Source organism: Streptomyces sp. NPDC094034 (genome assembly GCF_040303865.1).
Classification (GTDB): domain Bacteria; phylum Actinomycetota; class Actinomycetes; order Streptomycetales; family Streptomycetaceae; genus Streptomyces.
The window spans coordinates 39,475-59,221 of record NZ_JBEOUD010000005.1 but is presented as its reverse complement, the minus strand read 5'-3'; the positions used below and the strand labels follow the sequence as shown (position 1 = coordinate 59,221).

Here is a 19,747-nt window from a genome sequence, read left to right as displayed (position 1 = left end):
GCGCGCGGAAAGGGATTTGCTCTGGTCGGTGGCGTGACGTAATGTTGCGTTCATCGACGCGGGGTGGAGCAGCTCGGTAGCTCGCTGGGCTCATAACCCAGAGGTCGCAGGTTCAAATCCTGTCCCCGCTACTGAAACCGGAGGCCCGGATCTCGAAAGAGGTCCGGGCCTCCGGTGTGTGCGTCAAAGCCTCCGGTGTATGCGCCAAAGCCACGGCCCCCGAAGCCCTTCCTCGTAGCGATGACGCGCGAAGTGGTTACGCGGCCGCGCAGTTCGGGCAGGTCCCTCGGTACGTCACTTCGACACCCGAGATCGTGAACCCGAAGCGCTCCCCGTCCGGCAGATCGGCCAGTGGATCGCCCGACGGATGGACATCGCGTATGGCGCCGCACTGCGCACACACCAGGTGGTGGTGCGGCCTGTGCGCGTTCGGGTCGTACCGCTTGGCCCTGCGGTCCGTGGACACCTCGATCACTTCACCGAGCGTCACCATCTCGCCCAGGGTGTTGTACACCGTGGCCCGGGAGATCTCCGGAAGTCTGGCGACGGCGCGCGCGTGCACCTCGTCGGCGGTCAGATGCACATGCTCCCCGTCGAGGACTTCGGCCACGACGCGCCGCTGGGCCGTCATGCGCCAGCCGCGTTCGCGAAGTCGTTCCAACAGGTCACTCATGGCACCAGCCTAACAGTGAAGGGGCCCAGGTCCCGAACGTGTGTGACTTTGGATGGCTGCTTGACTTAGACAAAGTCCATCGTAGGATCGGAATCGGCACCCGCCAAGGGACCAGGACCGAGCAGTAATGACGCAGGAGGCGCACGTGACGCAGGGACCGCTCACCACGGAGGCCGGAGCTCCGGTCGCCGACAACCAGAACAGCGAGACCGCGGGCGTCGGTGGTCCCGTTCTGGTCCAGGACCAGGCACTGCTGGAGAAGCTCGCGCACTTCAACCGTGAGCGCATCCCGGAGCGCATCGTGCACGCGCGCGGCGCCGGCGCGTACGGCACGTTCACGCTGACCCGTGATGTGTCGGAGTGGACGCGGGCGAAGTTCCTCTCCGAGGTCGGCAAGCAGACGGAGACGTTCCTGCGCTTCTCCACCGTCGCGGGCAACCTCGGCTCGGCGGACGCGGTGCGCGATCCGCGCGGCTTCGCGCTCAAGTTCTACACCGAAGAGGGCAATTACGACCTCGTCGGCAACAACACGCCGGTGTTCTTCATCAAGGACGCCATCAAGTTCCCCGACTTCATCCACACCCAGAAGCGCGACCCGTACACCGGCTCGCAGGAGGCGGACAACGTCTGGGACTTCTGGGGTCTGTCGCCCGAGTCCACCCACCAGGTGACCTGGCTGTTCGGTGACCGCGGTATCCCGGCCACGCTCCGTCACATGAACGGGTACGGCTCGCACACGTACCAGTGGAACAACGAGGCCGGCGAGGTCTTCTGGGTCAAGTACCACTTCAAGACCGACCAGGGCATCAAGAACCTCACCTCGGAAGAGGCCGCGGTGCTGGCGGGCCAGGACCCGGACAGCCACCAGCGCGATCTGCGCGAGGCCATCGAGCGCGGTGACTTCCCGTCCTGGACGGTGCAGATCCAGGTCATGCCGGCGGCCGAGGCGGCCACGTACCGCTTCAACCCGTTCGACCTGACCAAGGTCTGGCCGCACGAGGACTACCCGCCGATCGAGATCGGCAAGCTGGAGCTCAACCGCAACCCGGAGAACATCTTCGCGGAGGTCGAGCAGTCCATCTTCTCGCCGGCGCACTTCGTGCCGGGCATCGGTCCCTCCCCGGACAAGATGCTCCAGGGCCGGCTGTTCGCGTACGGCGACGCCCACCGCTACCGCGTCGGCATCAACGCCGACCACCTGCCGGTGAACCGTCCGCACGCCACCGAGGCGCGTACGAACAGCCGGGACGGCTTCCTGTACGACGGCCGTCACAAGGGCGCCAAGAACTACGAGCCGAACAGCTTCGGCGGCCCGTTCCAGACGGACAAGCCGCTGTGGCAGTCCGTCGCGGTCACCGGTCCCACCGGCAACCACGAGGCCCCGAGCCACGCCGAGGACACGGACTTCGTGCAGGCGGGCAACCTGTACCGGCTGATGTCCGAGGACGAGAAGGGCCGGCTGATCGACAACCTCGCCGGGTTCATCTCCAAGGTCTCGCGCGACGACATCGCCGAGCGCGCGGTGAACAACTTCCGTCAGGCGGACGGTGACTTCGGCAAGCGGCTGGAGGCCGCGGTCCAGGCCCTTCGCGGCTGACAGCCTCTCGCGCCGAGACGTCAGGGGCCGGGTCCTTCGGGATTCGGCCCCTGACGCCGTCCCGGGGTCTGCGGGCCGCGGGATTGTGCGGGCCGCGGGAATTCGAGCGGCTCAGGCCCCGGCCAGTACCGCCGTCTCCCGCCGGGCCGGAGCCCAGCAGCGGATGATGTCGCGTACGGAGACAATGCCGACCGGTTCGTGCTCATCGAGCACGATCAGATGGCGGAACCCGCCGCTGGACATGGCCGCCGCGGCCTCCTCCAGCGTCCAGGCGGGCGAGGCGAAGACGACGGACGTCGTGGTGTGGGTGCAGGCGGTCTCGGAATCGGGGCTCTCGCCCGCACCGAGCGAGTTCAGAATGTCGCGCTCGGTGAGGATTCCAATGCCGCAGTGGTCGGGATCGAGGACGACGGCGGCGCCGACGCGGCGTGCCGACATCAGGCGGGCCGCCTGGCGGAGCGTATGCGTGGGCCCGATGGTCAGGACCACCGAACTCATCGCGTCACGGACGAGCATGGATGGAGTCACCTCCTCGGTGAACCGGTTTCCGGGGGCCCTCGGGGGTCGATGGGGGACCGAGCGGATCAGAGGGCCGACCCTAGAGAAACGGTTCACAAGTTCACAAGTGGGGGGACTCTTAGAGTGACACTGTTGCGCGGAGTGAACAAGGGGGCGCCCGGCGCAGAGCGCGGGGCGCGCGAAAAAATCAATAGCGCTGGTTGAGATAGCCGAGCAGCTCTTCGTGGAGGATTCCGTTCGAGGCCGCCGCGTTACCGCTGTGCGGGCCCGGGCGGCCGTCGAGGCCGGTGAAGCTGCCGCCCGCCTCCTCGACGACGATCGCCGTCGCCGCCATGTCCCAGAGGGACAGCTCGGGTTCCGCGCAGATGTCCACCGAGCCCTCGGCGACCATCATGTACGGCCAGAAGTCGCCATAGCCGCGAGTGCGCCAGCAGGCGCGGGTCAGGTCGAGGAAGCCGTCGAGCCGGCCCTGCTCCTCCCAGCCGGTCAGCGAGGAGTACGCGAACGACGCGTCCTGGACACGGGAGACGTCCGAGACCCGCAGCCGCGTCGCGGAGGACAGGCTCCGGCCCGTATAGGCGCCGCCGCCCTTCGCCGCCCACCAGCGCCGGCCGAGCGCGGGCGCGGACACCACACCGACGACCGGTTCGTAACCGCCTTCGGCGGCCACCATCAGAGAGATCAGCGTGGCCCAGACGGGCACCCCGCGGACATAGTTCTTGGTGCCGTCGATGGGGTCGATGACCCAGCGGCGCGGGCCCGTGCCCTCGACGCCGTACTCCTCGCCCAGGATCGCGTCACGCGGCCTCGCCCGCTGGAGATTGCCACGGATCAGCTCCTCGGCCGCCCGGTCCGCCTCACTCACCGGAGTCATGTCCGGTTTGGTCTCGACCTTGAGGTCCAGAGCCTTGAACCGGTCCATGGTCGCGGCGTCGGCGGCGTCCGCGAGGACATGGGCGAGACGCAGATCATCGTGGTAATCGGGCATGGTCATCACAGTATCCACCGTGAAGGATGCCTGGCCACGGGGTCCGGTCGGCGAGAAGGCGCCCCGCGGCCTTGACAGTGCGCGAGGGTCCGTCAACTCTGTGCACAGAGCCGCACGGCCCCGGAGGCGACGATGCCTACAGCGCGTGAAGCCCTGCTCAGATCCGCTCTCTCGGCGCTCGCCGAGCTGCCCTGGTCCGCGATCAGAATGGTCGATGTGGCGTCGGGCGCCGGGGTGTCCCGGCAGACCCTCTACAACGAGTTCGGCAGCAAGGACGGTCTCGCCCGCGCGCTGACGCGGCGGGAGGCCGACCGGTATCTGCACGGTGTGGAACGGCTGTTGGGCGAGCGGGCGGACGCCGCGGACCGGCTGGTCGCGGTCGCCGAGTGGACGGTCGGCGAGGCACGGGCCAGACCGCTGCTGCGCGCGCTGCTCACCGGCTGCTGGGGGGAGTGGCTTCCGGCGCCGCCGCCCGCGCGGGCGGCCACCGCCATGTCCGCCGTCCCGGCACAGCGCCGCGCGGACGTGGGGCCGCCGGGAACCGCGGATCTGGTGGCGCTGGTACGGGACAGATCGGCGGCGGCGCTGCGCCAGGACGTACGTGATTCCGGTCCGCGCGATCCCGGTTCCCGCCCTCCCGGTCCTCGGGATCGCGACCGGCGCGATCATGACCGTGACGCGTTGCTGTACCGCTGTGAGCTGGCCGTCCGGCTCGCGCTCGCGCATGTCGTCGCGCCCGGCGCCGAGTCCGTGGGGCCGCTGGTCCGTACGGTCGTCACCGCACCGCTCAGTGCGCCGAGCCCGAGAGCTGGAGCCCGATGACGCCGATGATCACCAGGGAGATCGAGACAAGCTTCAGTACGGACACCAGGTCGCCGAGGAAGACCATCCCGTAGATCGCCGTGCCCGCCGCACCGATGCCCGTCCACACCGCGTACGCGGGTCCGACGTCGAGCTTCTTCAGCGCGAGTGTCAGCAGACCGAAGCTGCCGAGCGCGAAGGCCGCGAACGCGATCGTCGGCCAGAGCCTGGTGAATCCGTGCGAGAGCTTCAGACAGACGGCGAAGCCCGTCTCCAGAATCCCGGCGACCACAACCAGCAGCCACGCCATTGTGTAAGAGCCTCCCGCGTCGGTGACTGCCCGGTACCGCCCGATGTCCGGTGTGATTATGCCCTTACCGGAGCAGACAAGTGGCAAACGTGTACGAGTCAGTCACCTTCGCGCCGCTCCCGCGTGGCGAGAAGCCGACGCAGCGAGTAGAGGCGGGCCGGATCGGCGTGGCCCTCGGCCACCCAGGCGTCCAGCGCGCAGTCCGGTTCGTCGTGGCTGCACGCGCGGGGGCAGCCCTCCGTACCCGGCACCAGATCGGGGAAGGCGAGGATGACCCGGGACGGATCGACATGGTGGAGTCCGAAGGACCGGATACCGGGGGTGTCGATCACCCAGCCGTCGGCCTTCGCCAGCGGCAGCGCCAGCGCCGAGGTGGTGGTGTGCCGGCCGCGGCCGGTGACCGCGTTGACGTTTCCCGTGATCCGCTGACGGTCCTCCGGGACCAGGGCGTTGACGAGTGTCGTCTTGCCGACGCCGGAGTGGCCCACGAAGGCGGTGACCCGGCCGTCGAGGTAGGTGCGTACGAGGTCCGCCGCGTGGCCGCTCGCCAGTTCGTCGCGGCGCGTGACGACATGGCGGATGCCCAGCGCCCGGTAGGTCTCCAGGAGTTCGTCCGGTGGGGCCAGGTCCGACTTCGTCAGCACGAGCAGCGGTTCGAGCCCGCCGTCGTACGCCGCGACCAGACAGCGGTCGATCAGCCGGGGGCGCGGCTCCGGGTCGGCGAGCGCGGTGACCACGGCCAGTTGGTCGGCGTTGGCGACGACCACCCGCTCGTACGGATCGTCGTCGTCCGCCGTACGCCGCAGCACCGAGCGGCGCTTCTCGATCCGTACGATGCGCGCCAGCGTGTCCTTCTTGCCCGACAGATCGCCCACCAGGAAGACCTGGTCACCCACCACGGCGGCCTTGCGGCCCAGCTCGCGCGCCTTCATCGCCAGCACGACACGATCCTCGACGAGACAGGTCAGCCGGCCCCGGTCGACGGTCAGGACCATGCCCTCCGACGCGTCCTCGTGCTTGGGCCGGATATTCGTACGCGGCCGGTTGCCCTTGGGGTTGGGGCGGTGGCGGATGTCGTCCTCGTCGGGGTTCTTGCCGTAGCGGCGCATCGCGTCAGGCTCCCGCTCCCGCGAGCATGTCCGTCCACATCCGTGGGAAGTCCGGCAGCGTCTTGGCGGTCGTCCCGACGTTCTCGATCTCCACGCCCTCGACGGCGAGGCCGATGATCGAACCCGCCGTGGCCATGCGGTGGTCGTCGTACGTGTGGAACACCCCGCCGTGCAGCGGGCGCGGGCGGATGTGCAGCCCGTCGGCGGTCTCGGTGACATCGCCGCCCAGCTCGTTGATCTCCTTGGTGAGAGCGGCCAGCCGGTCCGTCTCGTGGAGCCGCAGATGGGCCACGCCCCGCAGGGTGGAGGGCGAGTCGGCGAGCGCGGCGACCGCGGCGATGCCGGGGGTCAGCTCCCCGACCTCGCTCAGATCCAGCTCGACCCCATGGATCCGGCCGGTGCCCGTGAAGGTCAGGCTGGTGCCCTCGGCCGTCTCGGCGAACTCGCAGGAACCGCCCATCTCGGTGAAGATCTCGCGCAGCGCGTCACCCGGCTGAGTGGTTCGCTCGGGCCAGTCGGGGACGGTGACCCGGCCACCGGTGACCAGCGCGGCGGCCAGGAACGGCTGGGCGTTGGAGAGATCGGGCTCCACGGTCAGATCGCGGCCGAGCAGCGCGCCGGCCGAGACCCGCCAGACATTCGGCTCACCACCGGTCTCGGGCTCGTCGACCTGGGCGCCGGCGCCGCGCAGCATGTCGACCGTCATCCTGATGTGCGGCAGCGAGGGCAGTACGGAGCCCACGTGCCGTACCTCCACGCCCTGGTTGAAGCGCGCCCCGGAGAGCAGCAGCGCCGAGACGAACTGGGAGGACGCGGAGGCGTCGATCTCCACCGCACCGCCCTCCAGGGCGCCGCCGCCGTGCACGGTCAGCGGCAGCGAGCCGCGTCCGTCGTCGTCGATACGGGCGCCCAGCGCGCGCAGGGCGTCGATGACGCTGTGCAGCGGACGCTGATGGGAGCGCGGGTCGCCGTCGAAGCGGACGGCGCCGTCGGCGAGCGTCGCGACGGGCGGCAGGAAGCGCATGACCGTGCCGGCGTTGCCGACATCGACGGACGCCGGGCCGTGCAGGCCCGAGGGGATCACCCGCCATGCCTCGCCGCTCGGACCCGGGATGGCCCCGGCGGCGGAGCTGGACGACGAGACGGTCTCCTCGATGCCGACGCCCATGGCCCGCAGCGCGTCGGCCATCAGCAGGGTGTCGCGGGAGCGCAGCGGGCGGCGCAGCCAGCCGGGCTCGGCGGCCAGCGCGGCGAGGACCAGACCGCGGTTGGTGACCGATTTCGATCCGGGCACGGTGACCGTCGCTTCGACGGCCCCGTTTGCGTAGGGGGCGGGCCAGAGGGCGGGCTGCACGGAGCTTTCGGTCATGGCCAACACTTTAGTGGTTCTTGAGGGACCTCGATCCTGATCAAATACGGAGAAACCAGGGCGTAATCAGAGGGTGATAAGAGGGCTGGAGGATGAGCGGGCGAATTGTCCGTGCCCGTCGGTGTCAGAGGCCCAACAGCCAGCGTCCGCCGCCGACCAGGGAGCAGAGCGAGACGGCGTGGAAGAGGAACAGCCACATCGCGGGCGGCGCGTGCGTCAGCCGGCCCAGCTGGTCCGCGTCGGAGTCCCCCGCGTCGCCGTACCGGCGCTTCGCCTGGAGCTCGAAGGCGGGACGTACGCCGCCGAGGAGCAGGAACCAGACGGCGGTGTACGCGAACGCCGACTGGACGTCAGGACCGGTGAGCCCCGAGATGAGCAGGAAGGCCGCCCCGGTGACGATCACCGTGAGCGCGCCGTAGGCGTTGCGGATCATCACCAGCATCGCGAGCAGCAGCGCCGTCGCCAGCCAGAGCAGCAGGGTGATGTGGTGCGCGGAGAGCAGCCAGGCGCCGCCGAGACCCAGCAGGGGCGGGGCGGTGTAGCCCGCGGCCGCGGTGAGGATCATGCCGGGGCCGGTCGGCCTGCCCCGGCTGACGGTCAGGCCCGAGGTGTCCGAGTGCAGCCGGATGCCGTCGAGCCGACGTCCGGTGACCAGGGCTATCAGCCCGTGGCCGCCCTCGTGCGCGATGGTTATCGCGTTACGGGAGAGCCGCCACAGTGGACGCGGTACGACCGCGGCGAGCGCGACGACCGCCGTCACGACCACCAGCCAGTCGTCGGGGGCGGGCTGGGTACCGAAGACGCGATCCCACAGATCGCCGATGGAGGCGGAGTCGAAACTGGCCATTGCTCGGGCGGCTCCTCAGCTCGGTGGCATCGTGGCGGTGGCGTGGCGGTGTCGTGGCAGTGTGGCACCGACGTGCCATACGTACGAAAACGCCGCCATCCCTCATGCCGGTTCCGCCGGAGACCTGTGAGTCGTCCCGCACGGGCGGCTTCGTCGGCGGAGATTTCCTGGGTACGGATTTCCCGGGCACGCCGCCGGGCCGGGAACTACTGTCGCGGGCATGGTCGAACACGATGCCCTCAGCGCCACCCGCCAGGCCTACGACGAAGCCGCCGCCCTGTACGCACAGCTGTTCCGCGACGAACTGCGTGACATGCCCTTGGACCGCGCGATCCTGAGCGCTTTCGCCGAACTCGTGCGTGCGAATGGAAACGGTCAGGTCGCGGACCTGGGCTGTGGGCCCGGCCATATCACGGCCCATCTGGGCGAGTTGGGGCTGGCGGCGTTCGGCGTCGACGCCTCCTCGGAGATGATCGAGCTGGCTCGACAGGCGTATCAGGACCTGCGGTTCGACGTGGGCTCGATGGCCGCGCTCGACATCGCCGACGGCGTGCTGGGCGGCGTACTCTCGCGTTGGTCCCTCATCCACACTCCGCCGCGCGAACTTCCCGTCATCCTGGCGGAGTTCCACCGCGTGCTGGCACCCGGCGGCCATCTTCTGCTCGGCTTCTCGGCCACCGATCATCCGTCTCACCCGACGCAGGTCTTCGACCACCGAGTCGCTCAGGCGTATCGGTGGTCGCCCGATCATCTCGCCGCGATGCTGCGGGAGTCCGGGCTGGCCGAGGTGGCGCGGCTGGTTCGCGAGCCCCGGCCCACCGACCAGCGCCAGTTCCAAGCGATATATCTGCTGGCCGAAAGGATCTAGGTCCTGTGTCGGCCGCCTCGGTGGCTCCGGGCGTACGGCGCGGCGGCCCTCCTCGATCCAGGTGGCGGACGGTCCGTCCAGGACGGCCCCACGGACCCCTCCCTGTTCGGCGTAACCTGGCGGCCATCGCAGGCCAGAGGAGCGGTTGAGATGTGCGGCAGGTACGCGGCGAGCCGTCGGCCCGAGGACCTTCAGGGAGTCTTCGGCATCGAGAAGTGGGAGCCCGAGGAGACCCTCGCGCCCGACTGGAACGTGGCTCCGACCAAAGAGGTCTACGCGGTTCTGGAACGCCCCGTGAAGGAGGCGGCGGACCCCGGTCCTGTCCGTCAGCTGCGCAGACTCAAGTGGGGACTCGTACCGTCCTGGGCCAAGACGCCCGAGGGCGGGGCGCGGATGATCAACGCGCGCGCCGAGACGGTGCACGAGAAGCCGTCGTTCCGGCGGCCCTTCGTCGCACGGCGCTGCATCCTCCCCGCCGACGGCTACTACGAGTGGGTCACCGGATCCGATGAGCGGCAGCTGGAGGAGCGGGGCAAGAAGAAGCGGCCACGCAAGCAGCCGTACTTCGTCACCCCGGCCGACGGCTCGGTCATGGCGATGGCCGGACTGTACGAGTTCTGGCGGGACCGCACGCTGCCGGACGATCATCCGTCGGCCTGGTGGGCGACCTGCTCGGTGATCACCACCGAGGCGGAGACGACCCCGCTGGCGGTGGCTCCGGCCGAAGGCCCCGGAACGCTGGCGGAGATCCATCCCCGGATGCCGCTGATGCTGACGCCGGACCGCTGGGACGCCTGGCTGGACCCGGCCCGTACGGACCCCGACGAGCTGCGGGAGCTGCTTGCCCCGCCGCCGGCCGGGCTGATGCGGGCGTATCCGGTCACGACGGCCGTCAGCAATGTCCGTAACAACGGGCCCGAGCTGCTGGAGGAGCTGCCGGCGCCGGAGGAGAGCACGCTCTTCTGACACGACGGCCTCTGGCGCTCGCGACGGCCTCTGGTGCTTCTGACACGACGGCCTCTGGCGCCGTTCGCGCGGGCGTTCGCGCGGCGAAGTGGCTGTGTGACGGAGGATGGCCCTGTGACAAGCGACACGACAGCCGAGCCGGACCAGCAGACCGTCGAGACCCCCGCGGGGGACGCCCGGATCACCTGGCATGCCGCGAAGCGCCCCCGCCGCGTCCTCGCCCTCGGCCATGGCGCCGGTGGCGGGATCGAGGCGCGCGATCTGAGGGCCCTGGCCGCCGCGCTGCCTCCGCTCGGGGTCACCGTCGCTCTGGTGGAGCAGCCCTGGCGGGTGGCGGGCAAGAAGCTGGCGCCCGCGCCGAAGACCCTCGACACCGGCTGGCGCGCGCTCTGGCCCGCGCTGGAGAAGCCGGGCGTGCCGGTCGTCGCGGGCGGGCGCAGCGCCGGGGCGCGCGTGGCCTGCCGTACGGCGCGTGAGCTGGGCGCGCACGCCGTACTGGCCCTGAGCTTCCCGCTGCACCCGCCGGGCAGGCCGGAGAAGTCCCGCGTCGCCGAGCTGCTGGGCTCGGGCGTACCCACCCTGGTCGTCCAGGGCGGGAACGACCCCTTCGGCAAGCCCGCCGAGTACGCCGAGCTGCCCGGGGGCGCGCCGGGGGGCGCGTACGAGCTGCTGGAGGTGCCGGGCGCCGACCATGGGTTCGCCGTGCCCAAGCGGGCGCCCCTGTCGCAGGACGAGGCCCTGGACATCCTCACCGAGGGCGTCGCCGCCTGGCTCGCCGTGCCGGACGGGACCCGGTGAAACCTCCGGGGGAATGACTGGCGCGAGTTCGCTGTTGTGAGGACATCGGTAGACAGAGCACGAGAGGGAGTCCGTCGTATGGGTTCGACCATCTGCCCGCGCCGCTCAGACGCCACTGACCTGGAGTGGACGGTGCTTTCCGCGGCCAAGACCGCTTCCGTTCTGGCGGCCGGCGGGGCGGACCGGCAGGCCCCGTCGCATCAAGGTCGACTATTCTCCGATTCGAGTGGGTCCGCATTCGGCCCCGCCACATCGTTGGAGGAGGTGGGTCCGGTCACTGGGACCGACGGAGCGACCGACGACGGCCACATCGAAGAGACCACCGCCGAGCGCAATGCCCGTTTCGAGAGGGACGCTCTGGGCTACCTCGACCAGATGTACTCGGCCGCCCTGCGCATGACACGCAACCCGGCCGATGCCGAGGACCTGGTGCAGGAGACCTACGCCAAGGCGTACGGCTCCTTCCACCAGTTCCGCGAGGGAACGAACCTCAAGGCGTGGATGTACCGCATCCTCACGAACACATTCATCAACTCGTACCGCAAGAAGCAGCGCGAGCCCCAGCGCAGTGCCGCCGAGGAGATCGAGGACTGGCAGCTGGCGCGCGCGGAGTCGCACATGTCGACCGGTCTGCGCTCCGCCGAGTCGCAGGCGCTCGACCATCTTCCGGACTCCGACGTGAAGTCCGCGCTCCAGGCGATTCCCGAAGAGTTCCGTATCGCCGTGTATCTCGCCGACGTAGAGGGCTTTGCGTACAAGGAGATCGCGGACATCATGGGAACCCCTATCGGTACGGTCATGTCACGACTGCACCGGGGCCGCCGCCAGCTGCGGGGCATGCTGGAGGACTACGCCCGTGAGCGCGGGCTCGTCCCGGCGGGTGTCGGAGAGTCGTTGGACGATCGGAAAGGTTCGGACTCATGAGCTGCGGAGAGCCGCATGAGACGGATTGCGCCGAGGTCCTCGATCATCTCTACGAGTTCCTCGACCACGAGATGCCCGACAGCGACTGCACCAAGTTCGAGGTGCATTTCGAGGAGTGCTCCCCGTGCCTGGAGAAGTACGGCCTTGAGCAGGCCGTGAAGAAGCTGGTCAAACGGTGCTGCGGGCAGGACGACGTACCGGCCGATCTACGGGCCAAGGTCATGGGACGGATCGATCTGATCAGGTCCGGACAGGCCGTGCCCGAGCATGAGGTGTCGGCGGCGCGAGTGGACCTCCCGGGCGTGGCCAAGGAGTAGGGCGCAGGCCCTGTCCAAGAGACGAGAGGGCGTATCGCGCGGGGCGCGGTACGCCTTCACGCATGCGCGCGTACGCGCGCACCCCCGCGCATGACTCTGGCCCACGCACCCACCGTATGTCCGCGTATATCACCGCTGTCACCCGAAGGTGCTAATCGGCGACAAGCGCCGGATGGTCGCCCTCCAACTCGCTAGCCTGACCGTCTGTTTGGGCCGGGCCGAGAAGGGGGGAATACGCCGTGAGGGCCATTCCGGTGGCGGCGCGCGTCTGCGTTCTGGGTGTCGCGCTCTGCGCCGCCCTCTGTGTCCGTCCCGCGCTGGGCCCGGACACCCCCTGGGGAGCGGTGGCGCTGCTCGCGGCGCTCTACGCCTGCTGTGAACTGCCCGCGCGGTTCCGCGGTCGGGGACGCTCGGTGAGCGGTGCCGCACCGGTTGTCGCCGGATCGTTCTTTCCCGTGCTGCTCGCCGCCGCGCTGCTGCTGCCGCCCGCCGCCGCCGCGCTGGTCGCCGTGCCGGGCGCGCTGCTCGGCCGGATCGAGCAGCGGCCCAGCGGCGCGCGGCGGATCTGGCGCGCGGCGCAGCTCACCGTCGCCACCTGGGCAGCGGCCCGTGCGCAGCTGCTCTTCGGCGGTCCCGTCGCGCTCGGCGGCGGGGGGTACGGACTCACGACGCCCGACTTCCCGTATGTGCTGCTGCCCACGGGCGCCGCGGCTCTCGCCTTCTGCCTGGTGCTCTCGGCGCTGGACGGCGCCATCCTGGTCACCGCCGAGCGGCTGCCACCGCGCGGCGCCTGGCGCGGGCTGCTGGGGCGCTCGCTCGCCCCGCTCGGCGCGCACGGGCTCGCCGGGCTGATGATGGCCGTCCTGTGGCGCAGCCCCTTCGGGCCGCTCTCCGCGCTTTTCGTCCTGCTGCCGATGTACATCTCCTGCTGGGTCTTCGCCCAGTATCACCGCGAGCGCGCCGCCCACCAGGCCACCATCCGAGCGCTCGTGCAGGCCGTCGACATCAAGGACCGGTACACCCGCGGACACAGTGAGCGGGTGGGGCACGCCTCCGTGATGATCGCCCATGAGATGGGCATGGAGAGAGAACGGATCGAAGTGCTCCGGTTCGCCGGGATCCTGCACGACGTCGGCAAACTCGGCGTCCCGACCCGGGTGCTGCGCAAGGACGGCCCGTTGACACCCGAGGAGCGCCGGGTGATCGAACTGCACCCCGAGTACGGGCACGAGATGGTGCGCGGCATCGGATTCCTCGGCGAGGCGCGATCCGCGATCCTGCACCACCATGAACGGCTCGACGGCACCGGCTATCCGTACGGACTCGCCGGGCAGCGGATCCCCGAGTTCGCCCGGGTGGTGGCCGTGGCCGACGCCTTCGACGCGATGACCTCGACCCGTTCGTACCGGCGAGGGCGCCCGGTGCCCACCGCGCTGGCGGAGCTGGAGCGGTGCGCGGGGACGCAGTTCGATCCGCGGGTGGTAAGGGCCCTGGCGCGGGCGCTCGACCGGCACGGCTGGCAGACGGTGGTGACGGCGGACGAGGCCGCGCCACCCCCTGCCCCGGCCGCCCTTCCCCTGCCTGCCACGGCCGGGCGCGGAAACGTCCCTCCTGCCAGGACCAGCGGTGTCGGCCGTGCGCCCCATGCAGGCCGCCCCGCGGGCAGGGGCCGGAGCGGAGGAGGCGGCGGCGGGAACGGGTGGAGCGGCGGGAACGGGTGGAGCGGCGGGAATCGGGGGAGTGGCGGGAACGGGTGGAGTGGCGGGAGTGGCGGGAGATGACCTCGGCCGCGGTCGGGTCGCCGGCCGCCCGGCGCCGTCCCGTCCCTCGCACCGTCGTCGCGGTGTACGGCGCGGCGGCGCTGCTGACCGCCGCCGGGCTCGGCTCCACGATCCCGCGCGGCCTCGCCGACCCCGGGATCGCGCTGGCCTTCGGCGTACTCATCGCCGTCGGTGAGCTGGCCCGCTGGGGCGCGCTGCCCGGTGAGCGGGAGCCCGCGCCGGTCGCCGCCGCCGGCGCCCTCGCGTACGCGCTGCTCGGCGAGAACGCCGGACAGCCGGTCGGCCATGGCGTGCTCCAGACCGTCACCGTCGTCCTCGTCGCCGCGCTCGTCGGGGCCGTACCGCATGTCGCCCGGGGACGCGGGCCCGCGCTCGACCACATGGTGAGACGCGTTCTCGCCGTCGGCTTCGCCGCCTGCTGCTTCCAGCCGCTCTACGACTCGGCCGAGCTGCGGGAACGGTTCGGTGCGGGCCCCGGCTACGCGATCCTCCTGCTCCTGCTGCTGGTGCTCACCGCGCTCTGCGACGCCGTACTGGCCGCGCTCGTCCTGCGGGCCCGCACCCGCCACCCTTTCGGGCCCCTGCTCCGTGACGAGCTGCGCGCGCTGCTGCACATCGGCTCCGCCGTCTGTGCCACCGGAGCGGTGATCGCGCTCGGGGTCACCGTCGCCGGGCTGTGGGCGCTGCCGGTGTTCTCCGTGCCGCTGCTGCTGACCCAGCTGTCCTTCCGGCGGTACGCCGCGGTGCGTACGACGTACCGGCAGACGATCGCCTCCCTCGCCCGCGCCACCGAGATCGCCGGCTACACCCCCCAGGGCCATGCCCGCAGGGTCGCCGAGCTGAGCCTGGCCGTCGGCCGTGAGCTGGGGCTCTCCGGTCCCGAACTGACCGTTCTGGAGTATGCCGCCCTGATGCACGACATCGGCCAGCTGTCCCTCGTCGACCCGGTGCCCGACGGCGCCACCGCCCTGCTGCCGGTCGCCGAGCAGCGGCGGATCGCCCTGCTCGGCGGCGCCGTGGTCCGGCAGACCGGAGTGCCCGCCGCCGTCGCCGTGGTGGTGGAGCGGCAGGCGGATCCGTACCGGGAACAGCCGATGTCCGCCCGGATTGTCCGTGCCGTCAATGCGTACGACGATCTGACAGGGGAATGTGCCACTGCGAGTGGACCGCTCAGCGCGCTGGAGCGGCTCCGGCTCGGGACGGCGTACGACTACCAGCCCGAGGTGGTGGAATCCCTGGCGCGGGTGCTCTCCCGAGGGCGGTCGGGACCCTGGTCCCACGGGGTAACCCATGGGTAATGAGCGGGCGTCCGACCGAGCATGGTTGGATGCGAAGAAGAGCAAGATGTGGTGTCCGGGGGCACTGACCCGAACGACCGGCAGGCGGGAATCGTGAGGATCTTCGGGAAGGTACGGCATCGGCCCTCCGCCTCGTGGCGGCAGGCCACCGACCGCGCGTTCACGCTGATCGGTGACGGCCGGTACGAGGACGCGGGGGCGCTGCTGACGCGCGCCGCCGATCTGGAGCCCTGGCTCTCCGAGTCCTGGTTCAATCTGGCGCTGCTGCACAAGTTCCGGCACGACTGGGAGCAGGCGCGCGCCGCCGGGCTGCGCGCCGTCGCGCTGCTGGACAAGGAGACCGGCGCGCCCGACTGGTGGAACGTCGGGATCGCCGCCACCGCGCTCCAGGACTGGCCGCTGGCCCGCCGCGCCTGGCAGGCGTACGGACTGCGGGTGCCCGGCAATCCGCACACCGTCGAGGCCAATGGCGAGCCCGACGGCATGGAGCTGGGCAGCGCCGCCGTCAGGCTCTCGCCGGAGGGCGAGGCCGAGGTGGTCTGGGGCCGCCGACTCGACCCGGCCAGAATAGAAGTGCTCTCGATCCCGCTGCCGTCGTCGGGCAGGCGCTGGGGCGAGGTCGTCCTGCACGACGGCGTACCGAACGGTGAGCGTACGACGGCGTCCAGCCCGGACGGCACCACCCGCGCCTATCCGGTCTTCGACGAGATCGAGCTGTGGGCCCCCTCGCCGGTGCCCACCTGGGTGGTGCTTCTTGAGGCGGCGACCGAGGAGGACAGGGACGCCCTGGAGCGGCTGGCCGCGGACGCGGGATTCGCCGCCGAGGACTGGTCGTCGTCCGTACGGCTCCTGTGCCGGGCCTGCTCCGAGTCCCGGATGCCGAGCGCCGAGGGCGACGGCGAGCATCTCGATCCGCACGACCACAGCGAGCCGGGCCATCCGGGGCCGCTCGGCCACCGTACGGCCGGCGATCTGTGGGCCCCCGAGCGCGAGTGCGGGATCGCGGCCCCGGCGGCGCTGGTGCGGGGCCTGCTGGACGGCTGGGTCGCGGACAGCCCGGACACCCGCGAGTGGCGCGATCTCGAAGAGGTCTGCTGACGGTTACGCCCTCGTCCCTCCCGGGACACCTGCCGGACACCGTCGGTGGCGGGAGATCCGCGCGTGCGTCTGCCGAGAACATGCTGAGACCCCCCGAGGCCTGCCCTTAGGCTGTACGGGCACATCGCACGGATCGTGCAGGCAGCATCGGGTACCGAGGAAGGCGTACTGCGGACATGGCGCAGCAGGAGACGGACCAGCGGATCGACAGCGGGACCCCGGTGGCGGAGCCGGGGGACGGGTTCGTCGTGGACACGGAGGACGCCGAGGCGCGCGAGCTGGCGCACCGCGAGCGCGGGACGTCCCGCCCGATCACCGTCGTCGGGAACCCGGTGCTCCACAAGGAGTGCAAGGACGTCACGGAGTTCGGTGACGAGCTGGCCGCGCTGATCGACGACATGTTCGCCAGCCAGCACACCGCCGAGGGCGTGGGCCTGGCCGCCAACCAGATCGGTGTGGACCTGAAGGTCTTCGTCTACGACTGCCCGGACGACGACGGCGTACGGCACGTCGGCGCCATCTGCAACCCGGTGCTGGAGGAACTGCCGCCCGCCGAGCGCAATCTCGACGACTCCAACGAGGGCTGCCTCTCCGTACCGACGGCGTACGCCTCGCTGCCGCGCCCCGACTACGCGGTGGTGCGTGGTCAGGACGCTCAGGGCAAGCCCGTCAGGGTGCGCGGCACGGGCTACTTCGCCCGCTGCCTCCAGCACGAGACGGACCACCTGTACGGGTATCTGTACATCGACCGTCTCTCGAAGCGCGACCGCAAGGACGCGCTCCGGCAGATGGCGGAGAACACGCCGCGCTACGAGACCGTTCCCAACCCTTCCTGAAGAAGCGGATCCGTTCCTGAGGGCGCTCCGGCCCACCTGCTGGAGCGCCTCGGGCGGTCGCGGTTGGTTCGTTCATGGAATCTCCAGATCCGGATCGGCTCTCTTTCGTTTCCGTTTCACCGCGCAGGGGACTGGTTGACGCGCGTCGACCCGTACGCCAATCTCTGCGTACAACCCAGCCCCGGTAAAGGGAGATCCGATGCTCAGACGCACCGCCCGACTGTTGCTCAGCCTTGTCATGGCCATGTCCTTCGCATGGGCGGGGGCGCTCGCCACGGCCGGTACGGCACACGCCGACGGCTGCTACACGTGGTCCCGCACCCTTTCCCAGGGCGCCTCGGGCGCCGATGTCACCCAGCTCCAGATCCGGGTGGCCGGCTATCCGGGCACCGGCGCCGTGCTCGCCATCGACGGCGCGTACGGCCCGGCGACCACCGCCGCGGTGAAGCGCTTCCAGTCCGCGTACGGGCTGGCGGCCGACGGGGTCGCGGGACCCGCGACCTTCAGCAAGCTTTACGCGCTCCAGGACGACGACTGCACCCCGATCCACTTCACCTACGCCGAGCTGAACAACTGCAACAGCACATGGGCGGGCGGTGCGGTGGACGCGGCCACCGCCAAGTCCAATGCCCTGCGCACGATGTGGAAGCTGGAGGCGATGCGCCACGCGCTGGGCGACCAGCCGCTCCGGGTCACCAGCGGCTTCCGCTCACAGGCGTGCAACAACGCGGTCGGCGGGGCGGCGAGCAGCCGCCATCTGTACGGGGACGCGGCCGACATCGGCGCCGGTCCGCACTCGCTCTGCACGCTGGCGCAGGCGGCCCGTAACCACGGCTTCAACGGGATCCTCGGCCCGGGCTACCCGGGTCACGACGACCACGCGCATGTCGATCACCGGCCGAGCCGCTACTGGTCGGCGCCGACTTGCGGGATCTGACGAATCCGACGGATCTGTCAGAGCGGACCATCGTGTGAGCGCGCGTCGTGTGAGCGCGCGTCGTGTTCCGGGGCCTCACGCCGCGTGCGAGGGGCCCCGGAACGTACGGCGGTACGCGTTCGGGGTCGTCCCGAGCGTCCGCAGGAAGTGATGGCGCAGCCCGGCCGCGTTCCCGAACCCGGCCCGGCCGGCGACGCTGTCCACCGTCTCGTCCGTCGCTTCCAGCAACTCCTGTGCCAGCAGCACCCGCTGACGCAGCAGCCAGCGGTACGGGGTCGTCCCCGTCTCCTGCTGGAAACGGCGGGCGAACGTGCGCGGTGACATATGGGCACGCTCTGCCAGCTGCTCGACGGTTATCTCGCGGTCCAGATGCCGTTCCATCCAGCCGAGGACGTCGCCGACGGTGTCACAGCGGCTGCGGGGCAGCGGGCGCTCGATGAACTGGGCCTGGCCGCCGTCGCGGTGCGGCGGTACGACCATGCGGCGCGCGATCGCGTTGGCGATCTCGGGGCCGTGCTCCGTCCTCACGAGATGGAGGCAGGCGTCGATCCCGGCGGCGGTACCGGCCGAGGTGATGACCGGCCCCTCGTCCACGTACAGCACATCCGGCTCGACGAAGGCCCGCGGATAGGTGCGGGCCAGCTCCGCCGCGTGCCGCCAGTGCCCGGCGCACCGGCGCCCGTCCAGCAGCCCGGCGGCGCCGAGCACGAAGACCCCGGAACACACGCTCAGCACCCGCGAGCCCCGGTCCACGGCCCGGCGCAGGGCGGCGAGCAGTTCGGGCGGGTAGTCGCGGCCGATGTACGACTCGCCGGCCGGTACGGCGATCAGATCGGCCTCTTCGAGCCGGTCCATGCCGTGCAGGGTGCCGATCGTGAACCCCGCGTGGGTCCGCAGCTGGGGCCCCTCGGCCGACACCACCGCGAAATCGTGCACGGGAAGACCCTCGTCGCTCCGGTCGAGGCCGAACACCTCGCAGAGGACGCCGAGTTCAAAGGGATGTACTCCGTCCAGCAGGACGGCGGCCACATTGTTCAGCATGAATCAAGTGTGGCAGTAATTCGATGGTTGATGACAGCCCTGCCACTGCTTTCCGTGCCGGAAACCGGCGACAGTGGGGGCATGGACACCTTCCTGACAGTTATCGCCCTTATCGGCCTGTTTGTACTGCTCGGTCTGCCGCCGATGATCTGGCACCTCAAGGACCGGGCGATCGACCGCCAGTTGCGCCGCGCCGGATACCCGGAGCGGCCGGAGCGCCCGGAGCGCTCGGTGCGGCCGGGGCGGCCGGGGCAGCCGGTGCGCCCGGAGACCGCTTCGCGCCCCGCCGCGTCATCCCCGCGTGCCCGAGCCCAGCGCAGAGCGCACCGACCGCGTACCACAGCAGGTCAGGCGCGTTGAAAGTGGAGCCGAGCACGAGCCGCGCGAGCACACTGCGCGCGGCCAGCTCGGCGGGCACGGAGGTGAGCTGGAGCAGTTCCACGGCCCAGCTGAACCCGAGCGCGACACCCCCGGCGACGAGGGGCCGCACACGGGGAGCGACGAGCACCACCAGCGTGTACACGAGCACGGTGTAAAGCGCGTCCCCGCCGTATTTGGCGACCGCGCCGGTCCCCGCCCCGACACTCCTGATGCCGAGCCCGGCCCCCACGGTCACCAGCGCCGCCCCACTCGCCACCCAGCGCGTACGCGCGAGAGATCCCATGGGGCG

Annotated in this window: 21 protein-coding genes and 1 tRNA gene; 13 read left to right on the top strand and 9 right to left on the bottom strand. The window is 70.6% G+C overall.

Features of this window, described 5'->3' with window-relative positions; genetic code table 11:
- Window positions 1-57 precede the first annotated feature (57 nt).
- Window positions 58-131: transfer RNA gene (locus ABTZ59_RS07035), tRNA-Met, on the top strand.
- Between the two features lie 125 nt (window positions 132-256).
- Here the strand turns inward: ABTZ59_RS07035 and ABTZ59_RS07030 are convergent.
- Window positions 257-673, bottom strand: a complete 417-nt coding sequence (locus ABTZ59_RS07030) for a Fur family transcriptional regulator (RefSeq protein ID WP_351391934.1) — start codon at window positions 671-673, stop codon at window positions 257-259.
- 127 nt (window positions 674-800) lie between these two features.
- On the opposite strand from ABTZ59_RS07030, the gene ABTZ59_RS07025 reads away from it, so the two are divergent.
- Entirely contained in the window at window positions 801-2,270 is a 1,470-nt protein-coding gene (locus ABTZ59_RS07025; RefSeq protein ID WP_351391931.1) for a catalase, read from the top strand.
- Between the two features lie 111 nt (window positions 2,271-2,381).
- On the opposite strand, the gene ABTZ59_RS07020 is transcribed toward ABTZ59_RS07025, so the two are convergent.
- Window positions 2,382-2,786, bottom strand: coding sequence for a CBS domain-containing protein (locus tag ABTZ59_RS07020; protein WP_351391928.1), 405 nt, complete (start codon window positions 2,784-2,786; stop codon window positions 2,382-2,384).
- A gap of 190 nt (window positions 2,787-2,976) precedes the next feature.
- A complete protein-coding gene (gene hisN, locus ABTZ59_RS07015; protein WP_351391924.1) occupies window positions 2,977-3,777 on the bottom strand; it encodes a histidinol-phosphatase in 801 nt (266 codons plus the stop codon).
- 132 nt (window positions 3,778-3,909) lie between these two features.
- On the opposite strand from hisN, the gene ABTZ59_RS07010 reads away from it, so the two are divergent.
- On the top strand, window positions 3,910-4,599 hold the full coding sequence (locus ABTZ59_RS07010; RefSeq protein ID WP_351391920.1) for a TetR/AcrR family transcriptional regulator: 690 nt from the start codon (window positions 3,910-3,912) through the stop codon (window positions 4,597-4,599).
- Here ABTZ59_RS07010 and ABTZ59_RS07005 read toward each other — a convergent pair.
- From ABTZ59_RS07005 to ABTZ59_RS06990, 4 genes are all read right to left on the bottom strand, one after another.
- The gene (locus ABTZ59_RS07005; RefSeq protein WP_351391916.1) at window positions 4,565-4,888 is read right to left on the bottom strand and encodes a DMT family transporter; all 324 of its coding nucleotides are present in this window, start codon (window positions 4,886-4,888) and stop codon (window positions 4,565-4,567) included. The genes ABTZ59_RS07010 and ABTZ59_RS07005 overlap by 35 nt on opposite strands.
- 98 nt (window positions 4,889-4,986) lie before the next feature.
- On the bottom strand, window positions 4,987-5,997 hold the full coding sequence (rsgA, locus tag ABTZ59_RS07000; RefSeq protein ID WP_351391913.1) for a ribosome small subunit-dependent GTPase A: 1,011 nt from the start codon (window positions 5,995-5,997) through the stop codon (window positions 4,987-4,989).
- A 4-nt stretch (window positions 5,998-6,001) separates the two neighbouring features.
- Window positions 6,002-7,366, bottom strand: a complete 1,365-nt coding sequence (gene aroA / locus ABTZ59_RS06995) for a 3-phosphoshikimate 1-carboxyvinyltransferase (protein ID WP_351391910.1) — start codon at window positions 7,364-7,366, stop codon at window positions 6,002-6,004.
- Between the two features lie 124 nt (window positions 7,367-7,490).
- Window positions 7,491-8,213 carry a M50 family metallopeptidase gene (locus tag ABTZ59_RS06990; protein WP_351391906.1) on the bottom strand — a complete coding sequence of 241 codons (723 nt, stop codon included), beginning with the start codon at window positions 8,211-8,213 and terminating at the stop codon, window positions 7,491-7,493.
- A gap of 220 nt (window positions 8,214-8,433) precedes the next feature.
- On the opposite strand from ABTZ59_RS06990, the gene ABTZ59_RS06985 reads away from it, so the two are divergent.
- From ABTZ59_RS06985 to ABTZ59_RS06940, 10 genes are all read left to right on the top strand, one after another.
- Complete coding sequence (locus ABTZ59_RS06985) at window positions 8,434-9,081, top strand: class I SAM-dependent methyltransferase (protein WP_351391904.1); 648 nt, start codon at window positions 8,434-8,436, stop codon at window positions 9,079-9,081.
- Window positions 9,082-9,231: 150 nt separating this feature from the next.
- Window positions 9,232-10,047, top strand: a complete 816-nt coding sequence (locus ABTZ59_RS06980) for an SOS response-associated peptidase (RefSeq protein ID WP_351391902.1) — start codon at window positions 9,232-9,234, stop codon at window positions 10,045-10,047.
- A 114-nt stretch (window positions 10,048-10,161) separates the two neighbouring features.
- Window positions 10,162-10,845, top strand: coding sequence for an alpha/beta hydrolase family protein (locus ABTZ59_RS06975; RefSeq protein ID WP_351391899.1), 684 nt, complete (start codon window positions 10,162-10,164; stop codon window positions 10,843-10,845).
- Between the two features lie 264 nt (window positions 10,846-11,109).
- Entirely contained in the window at window positions 11,110-11,769 is a 660-nt protein-coding gene (locus ABTZ59_RS06970) for a sigma-70 family RNA polymerase sigma factor (RefSeq protein WP_249953940.1), read from the top strand.
- Complete coding sequence (rsrA, locus tag ABTZ59_RS06965; RefSeq protein WP_351391894.1) at window positions 11,766-12,086, top strand: mycothiol system anti-sigma-R factor; 321 nt, start codon at window positions 11,766-11,768, stop codon at window positions 12,084-12,086. Before ABTZ59_RS06970 ends, rsrA begins: the two co-directional genes overlap by 4 nt.
- 239 nt (window positions 12,087-12,325) lie before the next feature.
- A complete protein-coding gene (locus ABTZ59_RS06960; RefSeq protein WP_351391891.1) occupies window positions 12,326-13,867 on the top strand; it encodes an HD-GYP domain-containing protein in 1,542 nt (513 codons plus the stop codon).
- A complete protein-coding gene (locus ABTZ59_RS06955) occupies window positions 13,864-15,165 on the top strand; it encodes an HD-GYP domain-containing protein (protein ID WP_351391888.1) in 1,302 nt (433 codons plus the stop codon). Before ABTZ59_RS06960 ends, ABTZ59_RS06955 begins: the two co-directional genes overlap by 4 nt.
- A gap of 93 nt (window positions 15,166-15,258) precedes the next feature.
- A complete protein-coding gene (locus tag ABTZ59_RS06950; protein WP_030352828.1) occupies window positions 15,259-16,263 on the top strand; it encodes a tetratricopeptide repeat protein in 1,005 nt (334 codons plus the stop codon).
- Window positions 16,264-16,439: 176 nt separating this feature from the next.
- A complete protein-coding gene (def, locus tag ABTZ59_RS06945; protein WP_249953935.1) occupies window positions 16,440-17,099 on the top strand; it encodes a peptide deformylase in 660 nt (219 codons plus the stop codon).
- 199 nt (window positions 17,100-17,298) lie between these two features.
- Window positions 17,299-18,036: a D-Ala-D-Ala carboxypeptidase family metallohydrolase gene (locus ABTZ59_RS06940; RefSeq protein ID WP_351391884.1), complete on the top strand. Its 738-nt coding sequence runs from the start codon at window positions 17,299-17,301 to the stop codon at window positions 18,034-18,036.
- 75 nt (window positions 18,037-18,111) lie between these two features.
- On the opposite strand, the gene ABTZ59_RS06935 is transcribed toward ABTZ59_RS06940, so the two are convergent.
- Window positions 18,112-19,077, bottom strand: a complete 966-nt coding sequence (locus tag ABTZ59_RS06935; RefSeq protein ID WP_351391881.1) for a helix-turn-helix domain-containing protein — start codon at window positions 19,075-19,077, stop codon at window positions 18,112-18,114.
- 157 nt (window positions 19,078-19,234) lie between these two features.
- Window positions 19,235-19,741: a ribosomal maturation YjgA family protein gene (locus ABTZ59_RS06930; protein ID WP_503002249.1), complete on the bottom strand. Its 507-nt coding sequence runs from the start codon at window positions 19,739-19,741 to the stop codon at window positions 19,235-19,237.
- Between the last annotated feature and the right edge of the window lie 6 nt (window positions 19,742-19,747).

Excerpts from the sequence above, each read along its gene's own strand:
- ABTZ59_RS07030 (WP_351391934.1), bottom strand. The coding sequence starts at position 673 with ATGAGTGACCTGTTGGAACGACTTCGCGAACGCGGCTGGCGCATGACG.
- ABTZ59_RS07025 (WP_351391931.1), top strand. The coding sequence starts at position 801 with ATGACGCAGGAGGCGCACGTGACGCAGGGACCGCTCACCACGGAGGCC.
- ABTZ59_RS07020 (WP_351391928.1), bottom strand. The coding sequence starts at position 2,786 with ATGCTCGTCCGTGACGCGATGAGTTCGGTGGTCCTGACCATCGGGCCC.
- hisN (WP_351391924.1), bottom strand. The coding sequence starts at position 3,777 with ATGCCCGATTACCACGATGATCTGCGTCTCGCCCATGTCCTCGCGGAC.
- ABTZ59_RS07010 (WP_351391920.1), top strand. The coding sequence starts at position 3,910 with ATGCCTACAGCGCGTGAAGCCCTGCTCAGATCCGCTCTCTCGGCGCTC.
- ABTZ59_RS07005 (WP_351391916.1), bottom strand. The coding sequence starts at position 4,888 with ATGGCGTGGCTGCTGGTTGTGGTCGCCGGGATTCTGGAGACGGGCTTC.
- rsgA (WP_351391913.1), bottom strand. The coding sequence starts at position 5,997 with ATGCGCCGCTACGGCAAGAACCCCGACGAGGACGACATCCGCCACCGC.
- aroA (WP_351391910.1), bottom strand. The coding sequence starts at position 7,366 with ATGACCGAAAGCTCCGTGCAGCCCGCCCTCTGGCCCGCCCCCTACGCA.
- ABTZ59_RS06990 (WP_351391906.1), bottom strand. The coding sequence starts at position 8,213 with ATGGCCAGTTTCGACTCCGCCTCCATCGGCGATCTGTGGGATCGCGTC.
- ABTZ59_RS06985 (WP_351391904.1), top strand. The coding sequence starts at position 8,434 with ATGGTCGAACACGATGCCCTCAGCGCCACCCGCCAGGCCTACGACGAA.
- ABTZ59_RS06980 (WP_351391902.1), top strand. The coding sequence starts at position 9,232 with ATGTGCGGCAGGTACGCGGCGAGCCGTCGGCCCGAGGACCTTCAGGGA.
- rsrA (WP_351391894.1), top strand. The coding sequence starts at position 11,766 with ATGAGCTGCGGAGAGCCGCATGAGACGGATTGCGCCGAGGTCCTCGAT.
- ABTZ59_RS06955 (WP_351391888.1), top strand. The coding sequence starts at position 13,864 with ATGACCTCGGCCGCGGTCGGGTCGCCGGCCGCCCGGCGCCGTCCCGTC.
- def (WP_249953935.1), top strand. The coding sequence starts at position 16,440 with ATGGCGCAGCAGGAGACGGACCAGCGGATCGACAGCGGGACCCCGGTG.
- ABTZ59_RS06940 (WP_351391884.1), top strand. The coding sequence starts at position 17,299 with ATGCTCAGACGCACCGCCCGACTGTTGCTCAGCCTTGTCATGGCCATG.
- ABTZ59_RS06935 (WP_351391881.1), bottom strand. The coding sequence starts at position 19,077 with ATGCTGAACAATGTGGCCGCCGTCCTGCTGGACGGAGTACATCCCTTT.
- ABTZ59_RS06930 (WP_503002249.1), bottom strand. The coding sequence starts at position 19,741 with ATGGGATCTCTCGCGCGTACGCGCTGGGTGGCGAGTGGGGCGGCGCTG.